At 62.8% G+C, this 14,763-nt stretch carries 14 protein-coding genes and 1 pseudogene; 11 read left to right on the forward strand and 4 right to left on the reverse strand.

Annotation, left to right across the window (positions count from 1 at the left end):
* Window positions 1–210 precede the first annotated feature (210 nt).
* Window positions 211–852 carry a hypothetical protein gene (locus LB553_RS22605; RefSeq protein WP_411962115.1) on the forward strand — a complete coding sequence of 214 codons (642 nt, stop codon included), beginning with the start codon at window positions 211–213 and terminating at the stop codon, window positions 850–852.
* A 61-nt stretch (window positions 853–913) separates the two neighbouring features.
* Here the strand turns inward: LB553_RS22605 and LB553_RS22610 are convergent, their stop codons facing one another.
* Window positions 914–1,369, reverse strand: coding sequence for a nucleoside deaminase (locus LB553_RS22610; RefSeq protein ID WP_224516516.1), 456 nt, complete (start codon window positions 1,367–1,369; stop codon window positions 914–916).
* A gap of 181 nt (window positions 1,370–1,550) precedes the next feature.
* Here LB553_RS22610 and LB553_RS22615 point away from each other — a divergent pair, with 181 nt between their 5' ends.
* The 5 genes from LB553_RS22615 (at window position 1,551) to LB553_RS22635 (ending at window position 7,825) form a co-directional block, all read left to right on the forward strand.
* Entirely contained in the window at window positions 1,551–3,560 is a 2,010-nt protein-coding gene (locus LB553_RS22615; protein ID WP_224516517.1) for a pseudouridine synthase, read from the forward strand.
* Complete coding sequence (rsmD, locus tag LB553_RS22620; protein ID WP_224516518.1) at window positions 3,541–4,095, forward strand: 16S rRNA (guanine(966)-N(2))-methyltransferase RsmD; 555 nt, start codon at window positions 3,541–3,543, stop codon at window positions 4,093–4,095. Before LB553_RS22615 ends, rsmD begins: the two co-directional genes overlap by 20 nt.
* Before the next feature lie 129 nt (window positions 4,096–4,224).
* Window positions 4,225–5,583 carry a M16 family metallopeptidase gene (locus tag LB553_RS22625; protein WP_224516519.1) on the forward strand — a complete coding sequence of 453 codons (1,359 nt, stop codon included), beginning with the start codon at window positions 4,225–4,227 and terminating at the stop codon, window positions 5,581–5,583.
* An 8-nt stretch (window positions 5,584–5,591) separates the two neighbouring features.
* Window positions 5,592–6,974 carry a M16 family metallopeptidase gene (locus LB553_RS22630; RefSeq protein ID WP_224516573.1) on the forward strand — a complete coding sequence of 461 codons (1,383 nt, stop codon included), beginning with the start codon at window positions 5,592–5,594 and terminating at the stop codon, window positions 6,972–6,974.
* Complete coding sequence (locus LB553_RS22635; protein ID WP_224516520.1) at window positions 6,971–7,825, forward strand: patatin-like phospholipase family protein; 855 nt, start codon at window positions 6,971–6,973, stop codon at window positions 7,823–7,825. The genes LB553_RS22630 and LB553_RS22635 overlap by 4 nt, the downstream gene beginning before the upstream one ends.
* A 180-nt stretch (window positions 7,826–8,005) precedes the next feature.
* Here the strand turns inward: LB553_RS22635 and LB553_RS22640 are convergent, their stop codons facing one another.
* Window positions 8,006–8,653 (reverse strand): outer membrane protein, encoded by a 648-nt coding sequence (locus LB553_RS22640; protein ID WP_224516521.1) that lies wholly within the window; start codon window positions 8,651–8,653, stop codon window positions 8,006–8,008.
* A gap of 356 nt (window positions 8,654–9,009) precedes the next feature.
* On the opposite strand from LB553_RS22640, the pseudogene LB553_RS22645 reads away from it, so the two are divergent.
* Window positions 9,010–9,904, forward strand: a pseudogene (locus LB553_RS22645) (HNH endonuclease).
* 23 nt (window positions 9,905–9,927) lie between these two features.
* Here the strand turns inward: LB553_RS22645 and LB553_RS22650 are convergent.
* Both LB553_RS22650 and LB553_RS22655 read right to left on the reverse strand, forming a co-directional pair.
* Entirely contained in the window at window positions 9,928–10,674 is a 747-nt protein-coding gene (locus LB553_RS22650; protein ID WP_224516522.1) for a hypothetical protein, read from the reverse strand.
* 44 nt (window positions 10,675–10,718) lie between these two features.
* On the reverse strand, window positions 10,719–11,231 hold the full coding sequence (locus tag LB553_RS22655; protein WP_224516523.1) for a hypothetical protein: 513 nt from the start codon (window positions 11,229–11,231) through the stop codon (window positions 10,719–10,721).
* A 106-nt stretch (window positions 11,232–11,337) separates the two neighbouring features.
* Here LB553_RS22655 and LB553_RS22660 point away from each other — a divergent pair, with 106 nt between their 5' ends.
* From LB553_RS22660 to LB553_RS22675, 4 genes are all read left to right on the forward strand, one after another.
* Complete coding sequence (locus tag LB553_RS22660; RefSeq protein ID WP_224516524.1) at window positions 11,338–11,664, forward strand: hypothetical protein; 327 nt, start codon at window positions 11,338–11,340, stop codon at window positions 11,662–11,664.
* 202 nt (window positions 11,665–11,866) lie between these two features.
* The gene (locus LB553_RS22665) at window positions 11,867–12,184 is read left to right on the forward strand and encodes a hypothetical protein (RefSeq protein WP_224516525.1); all 318 of its coding nucleotides are present in this window, start codon (window positions 11,867–11,869) and stop codon (window positions 12,182–12,184) included.
* A 165-nt stretch (window positions 12,185–12,349) separates the two neighbouring features.
* A complete protein-coding gene (locus LB553_RS22670) occupies window positions 12,350–13,399 on the forward strand; it encodes a LacI family DNA-binding transcriptional regulator (RefSeq protein WP_224516526.1) in 1,050 nt (349 codons plus the stop codon).
* Window positions 13,400–13,473: 74 nt separating this feature from the next.
* Entirely contained in the window at window positions 13,474–14,721 is a 1,248-nt protein-coding gene (locus LB553_RS22675; RefSeq protein ID WP_224516527.1) for an ABC transporter substrate-binding protein, read from the forward strand.
* Window positions 14,722–14,763: the final 42 nt, after the last annotated feature.

Consider the following 14,763-nt stretch of genomic DNA (forward strand, 5'->3'; position numbering starts at 1 on the left):
TACCACGCCGGGCGGCCAATCGCCGCCCGCGCGTTGCCCTTAATAAGTGGTTGAGGTAAACACGCGACAATCCGGCAGACAAATTGTCGCCGGAATTCCGTCGCAAGTGCGGGGAACAAGGGGACCGTGCCGTTGGCCGGTGGCGACCGAAAGGCTGTTAGAGTGGGACTTTTTGGCATGACCGACAGAACGTTTGCGCGCGCCGCGCTGATGGCGCCGCTTGTGGTATCGGCCATCGCAATGTCCGGCTGCGTGAGCTCGCCCACCTACGGGACCGGCAAGACCGCGGCCGCGCAGCTGTTCGACGATGTTTCCGGCGCTGCCGCGATCACGCCGAAGCGTCGCGATCCGATCGACTACAAGCCGCGTCCTGAACTGGTGAAGCCAGCTCCTGGGCAGAAGGAAAGCCTGCCGGCGCCGCAGCAGAGCATCCAGACGGCGAGCGCCGACTGGCCCGAATCGCCGGAGGCGCGCCGCGCCCGCATCCGCGCCGACGCAACCGCGCATCAGAACGATCCGAATTACCAGCCTGAAGCGGCCGAGGACGTGCAGACTGATCCCGAAGCGGTGAAGAAGGCGATGGCGGAGTCGGGTTCCAGCCATCCGCCGCGCTGGTCGCCGGACGATTCCAGCGCCACGCGCCGCGCCGAGGTTCAGCGCCGGCTCGCCGAACAGAAGCAGGGCGATCCGACCACTCGCAAATATCTGAGCGAGCCGCCGCTTGCTTATCGCCAGGCGGCCGCCACCGCGCCGCAAAACGAGCTCGGCGAAGACGAGTACAAGAAGGAGCGCCGTCTCAAGGCGCAGGCCGAAGGCAAGAAGGGCGGCTGGTTCGACTGGCTCGGCCTGTGAAATATTCAGTAGTCGGTAGTCGGTAGTCACCTGCTTCACTACTCACTAACCACTACTCAGTTCACCCGTCATTCCGTTTCTCGCGGAAGAAATCCTTGAGGATGAGGGCGGCGTCGCTCTCGCCCATTCCCGGATAGATGTCCGGCGTGTGGTGGCAGGTGGGCGAAGCGAAGAAGCGCACGCCGTTGATCACCGCGCCCCCTTTCTCGTCGGCGGCGCCGAAATAGAGCCGCCGCAGGCGGGCGAAGGAGATCGCGCCGGCGCACATCGCGCAAGGCTCCAGCGTCACATAGAGGTCGTGGCCGGTGAGGCGTTCGCTGGCAAGCTTCCGGCAGGCCTCACGGATCGCCAGCATCTCGGCATGCGCGGTCGGGTCCGAGAGTTCGCGCGTGCGGTTGCCGGCTTTCGCGATCACCGTGCTGCCATTGGCGATCACGGCGCCGACCGGGACTTCGCCGCGGCCGGCGGCCGCCACAGCCTCTTCAAGCGCCAGGGCCATGAAATCCGGTCGTTTCACGCGGTCTCCATTCCGATTACTTCTCGCCACCCGAGAGTGATCCTGTTATCTAGCGCGAGACCCTGAAAACCGGAATCGGTTTTTGCCGCGCGGCTGGATGCGCAAAATCAAGAATGACACTGCCTGCGTTGGGCGTCCGCAAGGGCGCGCGGCGTCGTAGCAGGCGAAGACGAGCAAAGTAATGAACGACGACAAGAAATCTCCACGCGGGCCGCGCAAAGGCGGCTCGAAACCGGCGGGCCAGCGAGGCCGCGGCGGCAAGCCGGGCTTCGGTCCCAAGAAACCGTTCGTGAAGCGCGAGCGCCCTATGGCCGCCGAAGGCGAGCGCCGCGATGCCGATGGCCAACGCCGCGATGTCGACGACGGACGCCGCGACTTCAAGCACAGCCACAAGCCGCGCGAAGCGGGCGAGGGCGCCGAACGCGGCGAAAGGCCTTTCCGCAAAGGCCCGCGCCCGGAAGGCAAGCCGTTCGAGAAGCGCGAGGGCCGCAAGCCCTACGCACCGCGCGGCGACCGGCCGGCGGCTGCCGAAGGCGAGCGCACGGCCCGCGATTTCAAGCGCAGCCACAAGCCGCGTGAAATGGGTGAAGGCGGGGAGCGTGGCGACAGGCCGTTCCGCAAAGGTCCGCCGCGCGACGGCAAACCCTTCGAGAAGGACCGCAAGCCTTACACTCCGCGTGGCGAGCGGCCGATGGCCGCCGACGGCGAGCGGGGAGAAAGACGTTTCGACCGTCCCAAGCGCGAATTCGGCGATCGCCCGGCACGCGATTTCGCCGACCGGCCGAAGCGCGACTTCAGTGATCACTCGGCACGCGACGGCACCGCAAGAAGACCGGAAGGCGGCTTCAAGCCGCGGTCGCGTCCCTCGGAAGCCGCGCCGGAAAATGGCGAGCGCATCGCCAAGCGGCTGGCGCGCGCCGGCATCGCCTCGCGCCGCGACGCCGAAGAGCTGATCGCCGCCGGCCGCGTCAAGGTGAACGGCAAGGTGCTGGACTCGCCGGCTTTCAATGTCGGCGCCAACGACGTCATCCATCTCGACGGCACCGAGATCCCGCCGATCGAGCGCACGCGTCTCTTCCTGTTCCACAAGCCAGCGGGCGTCGTCACCACCAACCGCGATCCGGAGGGCCGCAAGACCGTCTTCGACGTGCTGCCGTCCGACCTGCCGCGGCTTATGACGATCGGCCGGCTCGACATCAACACCGAGGGCCTTTTGCTGCTCACCAATGACGGCGGGCTGTCGCGCGTGCTCGAATTGCCGGCCACCGGCTGGCTGCGGCGCTATCGTGCGCGCGTCCATGGCAAGGTCGAGGAGAGCGCGCTCGCCGGCCTGCGCGAAGGCATCGCCGTCGACGGCGTCTTCTACGGTTCCATCGAAGCCTCGCTCGACCGCGAGCAGGGCACCAATGCCTGGCTGACCATCGGGCTCCGCGAAGGCAAGAACCGCGAGGTGAAGAACATCCTCGGCGCGCTCGGCCTCGATGTGACACGGCTGATCCGCATCTCCTACGGGCCGTTCCAGCTCGAGGATCTGCCGGAGGGCCATGTGCTCGAGATCAAGGGCCGCGTGCTGCGTGAACAGCTCGGCGAGCGGCTGATCGAGGAATCCGGCGCCAATTTCGATGCCGAGATCCAAAAGCCGTTCTCCAACAAGCCGGTGCGCGGCGGCGGGCCTCGCCGTGAAGAGCCCGACCGGCCGAAATTCACACGCGACGGCGACCACCGGCCGATCGGCGAGGGCGGGCTGATCAAGGCGCGTAAGCGCCGCGAAGGCAGCCGCGACGAGGCGCTGAGCAAGCTCTCGACGAAACCGGACCGGGCGTTTGGCGAGCGCGGCGCGCAGTCTGACCGCGGCGGTTTCGGCGACAGGCCTCGCGGTGGGTTCGGCGACAAGCCCCGCTTCGGCGGCAAGAAATCCGAGCGCGAGCAGCGGCCGATCGAACCGCCGGGCCAGCGCAAGGCCAATGTCTGGATGGCGCCGGGCGCCAGGCCGATCGGCAAGGGCAGGGCGGAAGCCGATGCCGCTAAAGCCGCCGAGGCCAAGGCGCGCAAGGCGTCGTTCAAACCGGGCGGCAAGGGCAAGCCGGGCGCAAAGCCGTTCGGCAAGCCCCGCGGCGAGCGGCCTGAAGGCGATGGCGGCGACAGGCCGCGCGGTCCGAAGAGGGGCGGCGATGCGGATCGTCGGCGGTGAGTTCCGCGGGCGTCCGCTGGCGACACCGAAAAGCAATGCCATCCGCCCGACCACCGACCGCACCCGCGAGGCGGTGTTCAACGTCCTGGCGCATCGCTACGCGGAAAGGCTCGAAGGCGGCCGCGTGCTCGATCTCTTCGCCGGCACCGGCGCGCTCGGGCTTGAGGCGCTGTCGCGCGGCGCCTCCTACTGCGTCTTCATCGAGGAATCGACGGAAGGGCGAGGCCTGATCCGCGAAAACGTCGAGGCCTATGGGCTCACCGGTCGCACCAAGATCTTCCGCCGCGACGCCACGCATCTCGGCGAAGCCGGCACGATCTCGCCCTTCGGGCTGGTTTTTGCCGATCCGCCCTATGGCAAGGGGCTCGGCGAGCGCGCGCTGCGCTCGGCCAAGGCCGGCGGCTGGCTTCTGCCTGGCGCGCTCTGCGTCATCGAGGAGGCGGCCTCGGCGCCATTCGAACCGGGCGCCGGTTTTTCGGTGATGGATGAGCGCAATTACGGCGAAACGGTTATTCGGTTTATCGTCGTTGGCTGAGCCTGATGCTTCCTCTTCTCCCGCAGGGGAAGAAGGAAAAGGCGCAAGCGCCTCGAAAATGCCGAACAATTCGCTTTGCCTCGCCGGCGAACCTTGCCTATCGTCGCGCAACCGGAACCGGAGACCTTGATGACACCAACGGGGATTGGGTTGCGCGCCGCGCTTCTTGTCGGCACGGTTGCGCTCGCCTCGGTTCCGGCCCGCGCGGCCGATGACGGCGCGGTCAAGGATTTCCTGCTCGACAACGGCATGGAAGTGGTCGTCATTTCGGACCACCGCGCCCCGATCGTCACGCACATGGTCTGGTACAAGATCGGCAGCGCCGACGAGCCGCCCGGCAAATCCGGCATCGCGCATTTCTTCGAGCACTTGATGTTCAAGGCCACGACCAATCACGCCGCCGGTGAGTTCGACCGTGCCGTCGCCGAGATCGGCGGCTCAAACAATGCCTTCACCTCCTATGATTACACCGCCTTCCACGAGACGGTGCCGCCTTCCGCGCTCGAAGAGATGATGGGCTTCGAGGCCGATCGCATGCGCAACCTCATCCTGACCGACGATGTCATCAAGACCGAACGCGACGTCATCCTCGAGGAGCGCCGCTCGCGTATCGACGGCAATCCGCAGGCGGTGCTCGACGAGGAGGTCGATGCGGCGCTCTGGCAGAACCAGCCATACCGCATTCCGGTCATTGGCTGGATGCAGGAGATGGAGCAGTTGAACCGCCCGGACGCGAAAGCCTTCTACGACGCCTACTATCGGCCGAACAACGCCGTGCTGGTGGTGGTGGGCGACGTCGATCCCGACGCGGTGAAGGCGATGGCCGAAAGGACCTATGGCAAGGTCGCCCGCGGCCAGGACCTGCGGCCGCGCATCCGTCCCGTCGAGCCCGAGCAGAACACGAAGCGCACGGTGACGCTCACCGACGCGCGCGTCTCGGTGCCGAGCTTTTCGACGCAATGGGTGGTGCCATCCTATCATACGGCCAAGCCCGGCGAAGCCGAGGCGCTCGACCTGCTTGCCGAAATCCTCGGCGGCGACAACCGCAGCAGGTTGTACCAGCAGCTCGTCGTCAAGCAGGGTATCGCTTCCGAGGCGGGCGCCTACTTCCAGGGCACAATGCTCGACGCCACCAACTTCACCGTCTATGGCGCCCCGCGCGGCGACGCCAAGCTTGTCGATATCGAGGCGGCGGTCGATGCCGAGATCGCCCGCATCGTCAAGGACGGCGTGAGCGACGATGAGCTGGAGCGGGCCAAGACCCGCTATGTGCGCTCCATGATCTTTGCGCGCGACAAGCAGGAGGACATGGCCAACATGTACGGCTCGACGCTTGCCACGGGCGGCAATGTCAAGGACGTCCAGGAATGGCCCGACCGCATCCGCAAGGTAACCGCCGCTGAGGTCAAGGCGGTCGCCGCCCGCTATCTGGTGCTCGATCGCTCCACCAGCGGCTATCTCTTGCCGCAGCAGCAGGCGGGGAATTGATGATGAGCATGGTTCTTGACCGTACGATCGCTTCCCCAAGGAGAGAAGAAGGCAAGCTCTACCGCGCCGTCGCCACCCTTTGCTTTGCCCTGTTCTTCCTGCTTTTGCCGGTGCTTGCCGTGCGCGCCGAGATGAACATCCAGGAGGTGAAGTCGAAGAAGGGCGTCACCGCCTGGCTGGTGGAAGACCATTCGATCCCGCTGATTGCGATCCGTTTCGTCTTCGACGGCGGCACGGCGCAGGACCCTGCCGGCAAGGAAGGCCTGGTCAACCTGATGACCGGGCTGTTCGACGAGGGCGCCGGCGGCCTCGACAGCGAGGCCTTCCAGGTGAAGCTCGACGATGCCGGCGCCGAGATGAGTTTTCAGGCCGCCCGCGATGGCACCTATGGCTCGATGCGCATGCTGTCCGAGCAGAAGGACGAGGCTTTTGGCCTGCTGAAGCTCGCGGTGAACAGCCCGCGCTTCGATCAGGCCCCGATCGACCGCATCCGCGCCCAGATACTGTCCGGCATCCTCGCCAATGAGCGGGATCCCAACACGATCGGCCAGCAGCGCTGGCTGCGGGCGATTTATGGCCAGCATCCCTATGCGCGGCCGGACGAGGGCGACAAGGACAGCCTCGCCACCATCACTGCCGACGACCTCAGGGCCTTCCACAAAGCGAATTTCGCCCGTGGCGGCCTGCATGTGGCGGTGGTGGGCGATATCGACGCCGCCACGTTGAGCGGCAGGCTGGACGAGGTGTTCGGCGACCTGCCGGCCAGGCAGACGCTGGCGCCGGTTGCCGACGTCAAGCCCAAGCTCGGCCAGCAGCTCGAAGTGAATTACGACTTGCCGCAGACTTCCCTGCAGCTTGCCTGGCCGGGCGTGAAGCGCAGCGATCCCGATTTCTATGCCGCCGTGCTGATGAACGAGATTCTCGGCGGCTCGACATTCACCTCGCGGCTTTACGAGCAGGTGCGCGAGAAGCGCGGCCTTGCCTATAGCGTCAGCTCCGATCTCGTCGATCACGAGCATTCTAATGCGCTGCTGGTGACGACGGCGACGCGTTCGGACCGCGCGGCCGAAACGCTTGCCATCGTGCGCCAGGTGGTGAAGGACATGGCCGAGAACGGCCCGACCGAGGAGGAGCTCGCGGCGACCAAGAAATACACGGTCGGCGCCTACGCCATCAACAATCTGGATTCCTCCAGTTCCATCGCCACGACGCTGGTGGAGCTGCAGATCGATCATCTCGGCATCGACTACATCAAGCGGCGCGCGGCTCTCATCAACGCGGTGACGCTGGCCGACGTCAAGGCGGCGGCGAAGAAGCTCCTGTCGTCCGACCCCGCGGTGATGGTCATCGGGCCGCCGCTGGTTCAGGTGGCGGGAGGCCGCAAGGGATGAGCCCGACCTTCGGGGTGGCCTTCGGCGGCGGTGGCGCGCGCGGTCTTGCGCATATCCATATCATCGAGGCTCTCGACGAGCTTGGCATCACACCGGCGGCGATTGCCGGCTCGTCGATCGGCGCCATCATGGGTGCCGGCATGGCGTCGGGCATGAAGGGTGCCGAGATTCACGATTACGCCCGGTCGATCCTAGGTAGCCGGGCCGAAGTGGCGGCGCGCATGTGGCGCTCGCGGCCGGGCACGATCGCCGAGGCCATGCAGGGCGGCATCCGCGTCAGCCAGTTCAACATCGAGCGCATCCTGAAGGCTTTCCTGCCCGAGGCGATCCCGCAGACATTCGAGGCGCTGAATATCCCGCTCAAGGTGACGGCGACCGACTATTTCGGCCACAGCCTTGCGGTGTTTACCGAAGGCGACCTGCATTCGGCGCTTGCCGCATCGGCGGCCATCCCGGCGGTCTTCCGTCCGGTGACGCGCGAGGGCCGCGTGCTGATTGATGGCGGCATCTACAACCCCGTGCCTTTCGACCTCATCGAGGACGACGCCGACATCATCATCGCCGTCGATGTCGTCGGCGCGCCGAGCGAGGCCGAGCGCAGGCATCCGACCACCGTCGACCTGATGTATGGCGCCACGCAATTGATGATGCAGTCGATCATCGCCAACAAGCTCAGGCAGCACCCGCCGGATATTCTGATCCGGCCGAATGTCTCGAAATACCGCGTGCTCGAATTCCTCAAGATCGAGGCGCTGATGGCCGAGACGGCGGAGATCAAGGACGAACTGAAGCGCGCCGTCGAGAAGGCCGTGGAAGCGCATGACGGCAGGCGGGGCGAGAAGGTGGTCTGAGCGAGCCAGCTCCGTCCGATTCGCGCCGCCGTAGCCAATCTCCGTTGTTGGCCAGTCTCATCGTGCAAGCCGCGCTCACACCCCAAGCCATTGCCGAACAAAAAAGCCACCACAGTGAACTGACCGCTTTCGGGGAGTCAGTTCACCATGTCGCGGCTTTGTGTCCTGTCCGCTAGCTGATCAGAACTTGTAGTTCAGACCGACGCGAACGGTATGGAAGGGCACTTTGACGTCCGCATCTGGCCCTGGCCCTGGGAGATCGAACGTCGCTTTACCCAGGTCTGTGTAAAGATACTCAGACTTGAGCGACCAATTCGTGTTGATGGCGTATTCAGCGCCCGCACCAACGGTCCAGCCGACCCTGGTCTTGGAAGAGTCGATCCCTGGGAAAGAGATCTTTTCGTGACCGTAGGCCAAGCCGCCAGTGCCATAGACCAGGAAGCGATCGACGGGCGTATAGCCAATGCGAGCACGCACCGTGCCGAACCAATCAACCTTTGTTTCCAGAGAGGGGCCGCCGACCGATAGCTCGCCCTTAACGTCGGAACCCTGGAAGTCGGTCTCTACGCCGTAGACGAATTGGCCAACCTGCCAGTTGTAACCGGCCTGAATGCCTCCCAGGAAACCACTCGCGCTGAGGTCGAAACCACCAGGGCCGCCGTCGGAAGGATCAAGACTGAACGTGCCAAATCCGCCGCCGGCGTTCACGCCGATATATGCGCCGGTCCAGTCATAGGAAGCAGCAACCGGTGCCTCCTGCAATACATCAGCCGCATAGGCGGTGCCGGTAGCTAGGACGAGAGCGGTTGCAAGAAGAAGCTGTTTCACGGGAAGGCCCTTTCATTGTCAAAACTGGAAGGGCTTGACCGCCGGATTCCCTGCGACACGCCCCAACAAACCTCTCGGTCTGTTTCCATGCTAGGTCGGATGATGCCCCCCACAAGGGCCTACTTACCACCTAAGCGCGAGTAACCTTGCCGCCGAACTCGGCCTGTTGTCAATCTTGCCAATTCGAAGGAGGGAGCATTTTTTTCAGGAGATGCGAGAAAGCCACACGTCCTCATGCCGATGGCCCTCAGCTCCGCGAGCCGGTCGGCGGACAAAGGTTCTCCGGCTAGACTAAGCACTCGATATCAGGCTGTATCAGCTCGGACGTACTTCCAAGCAACACATTGCAGAAGATCATGGCATTCGGGGTTTTCATCCACCGTACGGACTCAATCTACGACGACAGCCCCGCTGAGCAGTACCAATTCCCTCGCCAGTATCTGCGTCGCGTCGAAGCTTGCGTCGGCGATTGGATCATCTACTACGAGCCCAGCAAGGTGAACGATACCCGTGGCTATTTCGCTATTGCCAAAGTCCAACGTGTCATTCCCGACCCCGCAGCGCCAGGCATGTATCTCGCACTGATTGAGCCCGGGACTTATCTCGATTTCGTCGATCCTGTTCCATTCAACGGGGCCGACGGCTTGGCCGAACGAGGTCTGCTCAATGACGAGGGCAGAATTTCCGGCCGCGCCCAATCCGCCGTTCGCCCGCTTAGTCCTGCCGACTTCAACCGCATCATCGATCTGGCTTTCGACGCGAGTGAGGTTGTGCTGCCGCGCGTCGATGAAACCGGCGTTGGCTTTCAGGAGGAGCAGGCGCCATTTCAGTTCGAGCAAAGCCGCGACCGGGTGAACTACATCGGATCGCGGACTCGTGCGGGACCGAATTTTCCGCCGCATCGTCTTGCGCGCCTACGACGAGCGCTGCGCGATCACAGGGCTGAAGTTGATCAATGGCGGCGGCCGAGCCGAGGTTTCCGCTGCCCATATACGGCCGGTCGAAAAGAATGGCCCAGATGTAGTCAACAATGGTATCGCGCTGTCCGGCACGGCGCATTGGATGTTCGATCGCGGGTTGATCAGCCTGTCCGATGACCTGGAAATCCTGATCTCGCGTCAGGTCAATGACGTCGATAGTGTGCACGGCTTCATAAACAAGACGCGCCGCGCGCTTCATCCGCGCCGACCGTCTGAACGCCCGCATCCTCGGTTCTTGCAATGGCACCGGGAGCATTGTTTTAAGCAGTGAGGCTGCGTCTACGCCGGAGGCGTTTAAGTGGTCAGGCAGAGGACTACGAAAGACGAAAGGGTGCCCCACAACATCTTTAGGTGTTCCGGTGATACATTGAAATTCGACGAATGGACGTAGCGGTTCAGCGTGTCCATCGAGATAAGATTTTCGCCTTGCCGCAATTTGTTGATGGCGCCGAGATACTTTTTATCGATCATTTTCTTTACGTACATATCGTCGGCAACCTTCGCAGCCTTTCGGGCGAGATTATCACTTTCGTTCACTGTCGAGAGCGGCGCTTCCTTGATGTAGTTGTCGACAGACAGCTCAAGCAGGACACGCAGCAGCACCGAAATAGCGTTCGGGTGCTCCGAAAAATTTAGCTTAAACTGCAATTCTTCCCAGATCTCCCGATGTCGTTGAAGGTGTGCAGCCCATGTGATTGCGTAATTAACGTTGGGAATCAGATGGGGCCAAGCCACGGCTTTGGGCAGGCCTGGTTTCTGCGATGTGGGGTAGGTTGGCGTCGATGATGAAGGCGGAATCGACTTTGGATTTGATGCAACTGTCGGGAGAACCCCTTCGCGCTCAAGGTTGTCAACGTACGCAAGTTTAGCCTCTGTGTCCCAAATGTCTTCGAGGGTAACCTTGCGTGTCGCCAAATCATTGGCGACACGTTCTAAGGCTCGGAGCGTCGCTTGCTCCTCACGAATGAACTCCAATTTTCCTTTGCGAACCGAAATTCCCAGCCGATTTCGCAAAGCCTCAGCCGAAAGGAGGCGGTTCATATTGGATCGGGGTATCTTCTTGCTAGGCAGCATTTTCGCTGACTTCAGCCTTGCCTCAATCTCTCGGCTACATGGAGTCCATTGCCTTTGCCCGTTCGGATGACGAAGTTGTTTTTCATCCGATCGTTCCAGTTGCTTTGCCCGATACCGCCTTGAACGCCCGTGTGGCGACGAAAAAGGATGTCATCAACGCGGTCGCGATCAGTTTCGACTCTGCATTCAATCTTGTCAGGAAATTTACCTTTCCATTGCTTGCGCAAATCCGCAAAGAACTGCTGCAATTCCACCGTTGGCGCGCGACGCGGCGTAGACAACAATTTTAGGCAGGTGGTGCGTCGATTTCCGTCGGCCACAACGAATTTATCACCATCAGGAAAGACGAGCGGCGGCTCGAAGACCTCGCCCTTGGCGACGAGGTCTTTTGCCAAGTTGCGCATATGTTGCTCTTGCGACGCGAAAAGCTGCGCGATAGCGGCAGTTTCGTTTTCGAGCTCACCATGCCGATCGTTCGCACGATTCACGAGTAGCGCACTGAGCGCTATCTTTCGAATAGCCATTTACCCCTCCGCCGAGACCGCCACAAAATACACTCAGATTCGTCGCCCAAGCCAAGGTCTCTTAACGGAAGCTATAGTGCCGCGACAAAATAGGAAAACAATAAACATGGCAGATTTCAACGCGATTGATTCCGACTCAATCAAGCCGAAGCGGGTACGCTCAACTGCGCTCGTTCGACATATTTTGAAGTCGGACGACCACCCATTCATAGGTCGTGTTTACGATCTCAGCACTGTCGGAATGAATTTCGACAACTGGGACGAGGTTAACAAGCATCCCGACTGCAAGTACGCGCTCGAAGCGAATGAAGTGTTACACACTCTGGTGTCTCGCGTTGAGTCACTCAACCTAGCTGGCAGCCTGTTGTGGCCAAAGCCGTTCCAACTAATTTTCGCGAATTTATCGTATCCCGCTATGAGTGGCTCACAGTAGCTCTCGATGTGTTTCTTATGCGGTACATTCAGTTGTCGACTGCGCGCTTCTCCTGACCAACCAGGTTCTTCAGTGTGGTATCAGGGAAAGAAATTGCACGGTTGAGGCTTTACGCAAGAAAGGTGCAAGCCCGGCCGTAGTCGCGATCTTGGATGATCTGTTAGCTGATCAGGGGCAGCTAAGGGCTGAGCGGAACTCTCGTATGCATCAGGGGCTCGAGCGCGGTTTCACCCAAGACGATGCGACGTTTCGGATGGCTGCGCTTTTCGAGCATAGATACGGTGGTATCAAAGGCCAGGACCAGTTTGGCCGGCGGATCAACGTCGCTCGGTTCTTTAGAGAGGCTCTTGTTGAAGTTCAACGTGATTTCAATCGCGCAACACAGCGACTCGTTCGTTTGCTCAATAGTCTCTACAATCAGCTTTGGGAGCAATTTGAAGCACGTTTTGTGCCGCTAATCCGAGCTGCCACTCACGGCTTTAATGTCGGGGCACAAAACAGTTCTCGTTCGCGCTGTTGAAACGATCGGCGCGCCTATCCCCCTTGCCAACCCGGCCACCTTCCCCTAATCTCCCTCTGAGAAAACCTTTTCCCAACCCGCTCCGCGCCCGCTGACCTCACCCGTTATCAACGCGCAGGGCGGCAAGAGAAAACCTTTTCCCAGCTAGGGGAATTCGCCGCGCCCATGCCTTCAGACGCCGAGCCAGCGCCAGTTTCCGCCAAGCCGCCGGTCACCCTGCGCGAGGTCGCCGCCGCGGCCGGCGTCAGCGTGGCCACGGCGTCCAAGGCGCTGAACGGGCAGGGGCGCATGACGGCGGAGACGCGCGAGCGCATCCGCGAGACGGCGCGGCTGCTTGGCTTCCGGCCGAACAGCCTGGCGCAGAGTCTCTTGCGAAAACGCTCCTTCACCGTCGGGCTGCTCACCAACGATACATATGGCCGCTTCTCGCTGCCGCTGATGGCGGGCGTTTCGGATGCGCTGGTCGACAAGGGCGTCTCGGTGTTCCTGTGCAATGTCGAGGACGACCAGCGGCTCGGCCAACTGCATGTCGAGGCCATGCTCGACAAACGCGTCGACGGCATCGTTGCAACCGGAAAACGCATCGATCGCCATCTGCCGGTCGATCTCTCCAACCTGCGCATCCCGGTCGTCTACGCCTTCACCCAGCCGGATCCCGGCGCGGTCGGCCTGGTCTCCGACGACGCCGGCGGCGCGCGGCTGGCGGTCGAGCATTTTTTGCGGCTCGGGCGCCGGCGCATCGCCCATGTCAGCGGCCCGGCGAGCTTCGCCGTGGTGCATGCGCGGGCAGGGGCCTACCGCGACGTCCTGAGGGAGAATGGCTTGGTCGCAGCCGAGCCGCTGCTCGGCGCCTGGTCCGAAGCCTGGGGCCACGATGCGGTGGCAAAACTGTTCGACAAGGCGGGCAGGGAAGGATGGCCGGACGCCGTCTTCTGCGGCAACGACCAGATCGCCCGCGGCGTCATTGACGCGCTGCGCGAACGCGGCATTAGCGTGCCCGACGATGTCGGCGTCATCGGCTTCGACAATTGGGAGATCGTGGCCGAGGCGACGCGCCCGCCGCTGACCTCGATCGACATGAACCTGGCAAGCCTCGGCCGCGACGCCGGGCTCGCCCTGCTTTCGCTCGTCGACGGCCGGCCGGCCGCGCCGGGCGTCAGGAAACTGCCGTGCCGGCTGGTGGTGCGTCAGTCATGCGGCAGTCCACCGGGATGAAGCAACAAGGCTACGCGCCCGGATCCATTGGGCGGCGTGGCCAAACAGGGAGGAGAACCATGAGGAGGAGTAAAATGAAGACCATGTTTGCCAAGCTGGCTTTGGCCGCGGCCGTCATAGGCGGCGGCCTGCAGGCGGCGTCCGCCGAGACCGCCAACATCTGGGTGCGCGCCGACGGCTCGAACTTCATGCCGCGCATCGTCGACGCCTTCAACAAGGCGCACAAGGACCAGATCAAGCTCGACATCATTCCCAATGCCGAGATCATCCCGAAATATGGCGCGGCCGCCGCCGGCGGCACCGCGCCCGACGCGCTCTCGCTCGACCTGATCTACACGCCGTCCTTCGCCGCCGCCGGCCAGTTGGAGGACATCACCGACTGGGCGAAATCCTTGCCCTATTTCGCCAGCCTCTCGCCGGCGCATGTGAAGACCGGTACCTATAAGGACCGCATCTACGGCCTGCCGTTCTCGGCCGACGCTTCGGTGCTGATCTGGAACAAGAAGCTGTTCAAGCAGGCGGGGCTCGACCCCGAGAAGGGGCCGACCAACTGGGCCGAGATCGAGGCCGATGCCGAAAAGGTCAACGCGCTCGGCGGCGACATCAAGGGCTTCTACTTTTCCGGCAATTGCGGCGGCTGCAACATCTTCACCTTCACGCCGCTGATCTGGGCCTCGGGCGGGGATATCCTGTCCGAGGACGGCTCGAAGGCGACGCTCGACAGCCCGCAGCTGCGCGGCGCGATCGACCTCTACCGTTCGATGGTCAAGAAGGGGCTGGTGCCCGAGGGCGCGCAGACCGATACCGGCGCCAACTTCTTTGCCGCCTTCGCCGGCGGCAAGATCGGCATCTCGCCGTCCGGCGCCTTCGCCATCGGCGCGCTCAACACGCAGTATCCGGAGGTCGACTACGGCATCACCTTCCTGCCGGGCAAGGATGGCGGCTGGTCGTCCTTCGCTGGCGGCGACAATTTCGTCGTCACTAAGGGCACCAAGAAGATTGCCGTGGTGAAGGAGTTTTTGGACTTCGCCTATTCGCTGGAGGGCCAGACCATCCTCGCCAAATATGGCAGCCTGCCGGTACGCAACGACATCGCCAAGGACGCGCTGAAGGATCTCGACCCGCGCTACCAGGTGGCGGCCGAGGCGATGGCCAAGGGCAAGACGCCTTATTCGGTGGTGTTCAATGACTTGATCAACTCGGCCAACGGTCCCTGGACGCAGATGATCAACGAGGTGTTCTTCGGCGACGACGTCGACGGCGCCATCAAGAACGCGCAGGAGACGATGCAGTCGATCATCGACCAGGCGCCGAACAAGTAGACACCAGGGCCAGCCGGCGGCGAGGATCGCGCAACGCCTCGA

It is taken from the genome of Mesorhizobium sp. CA8 (genome assembly GCF_020164955.1).
GTDB lineage: Bacteria > Pseudomonadota > Alphaproteobacteria > Rhizobiales > Rhizobiaceae > Mesorhizobium.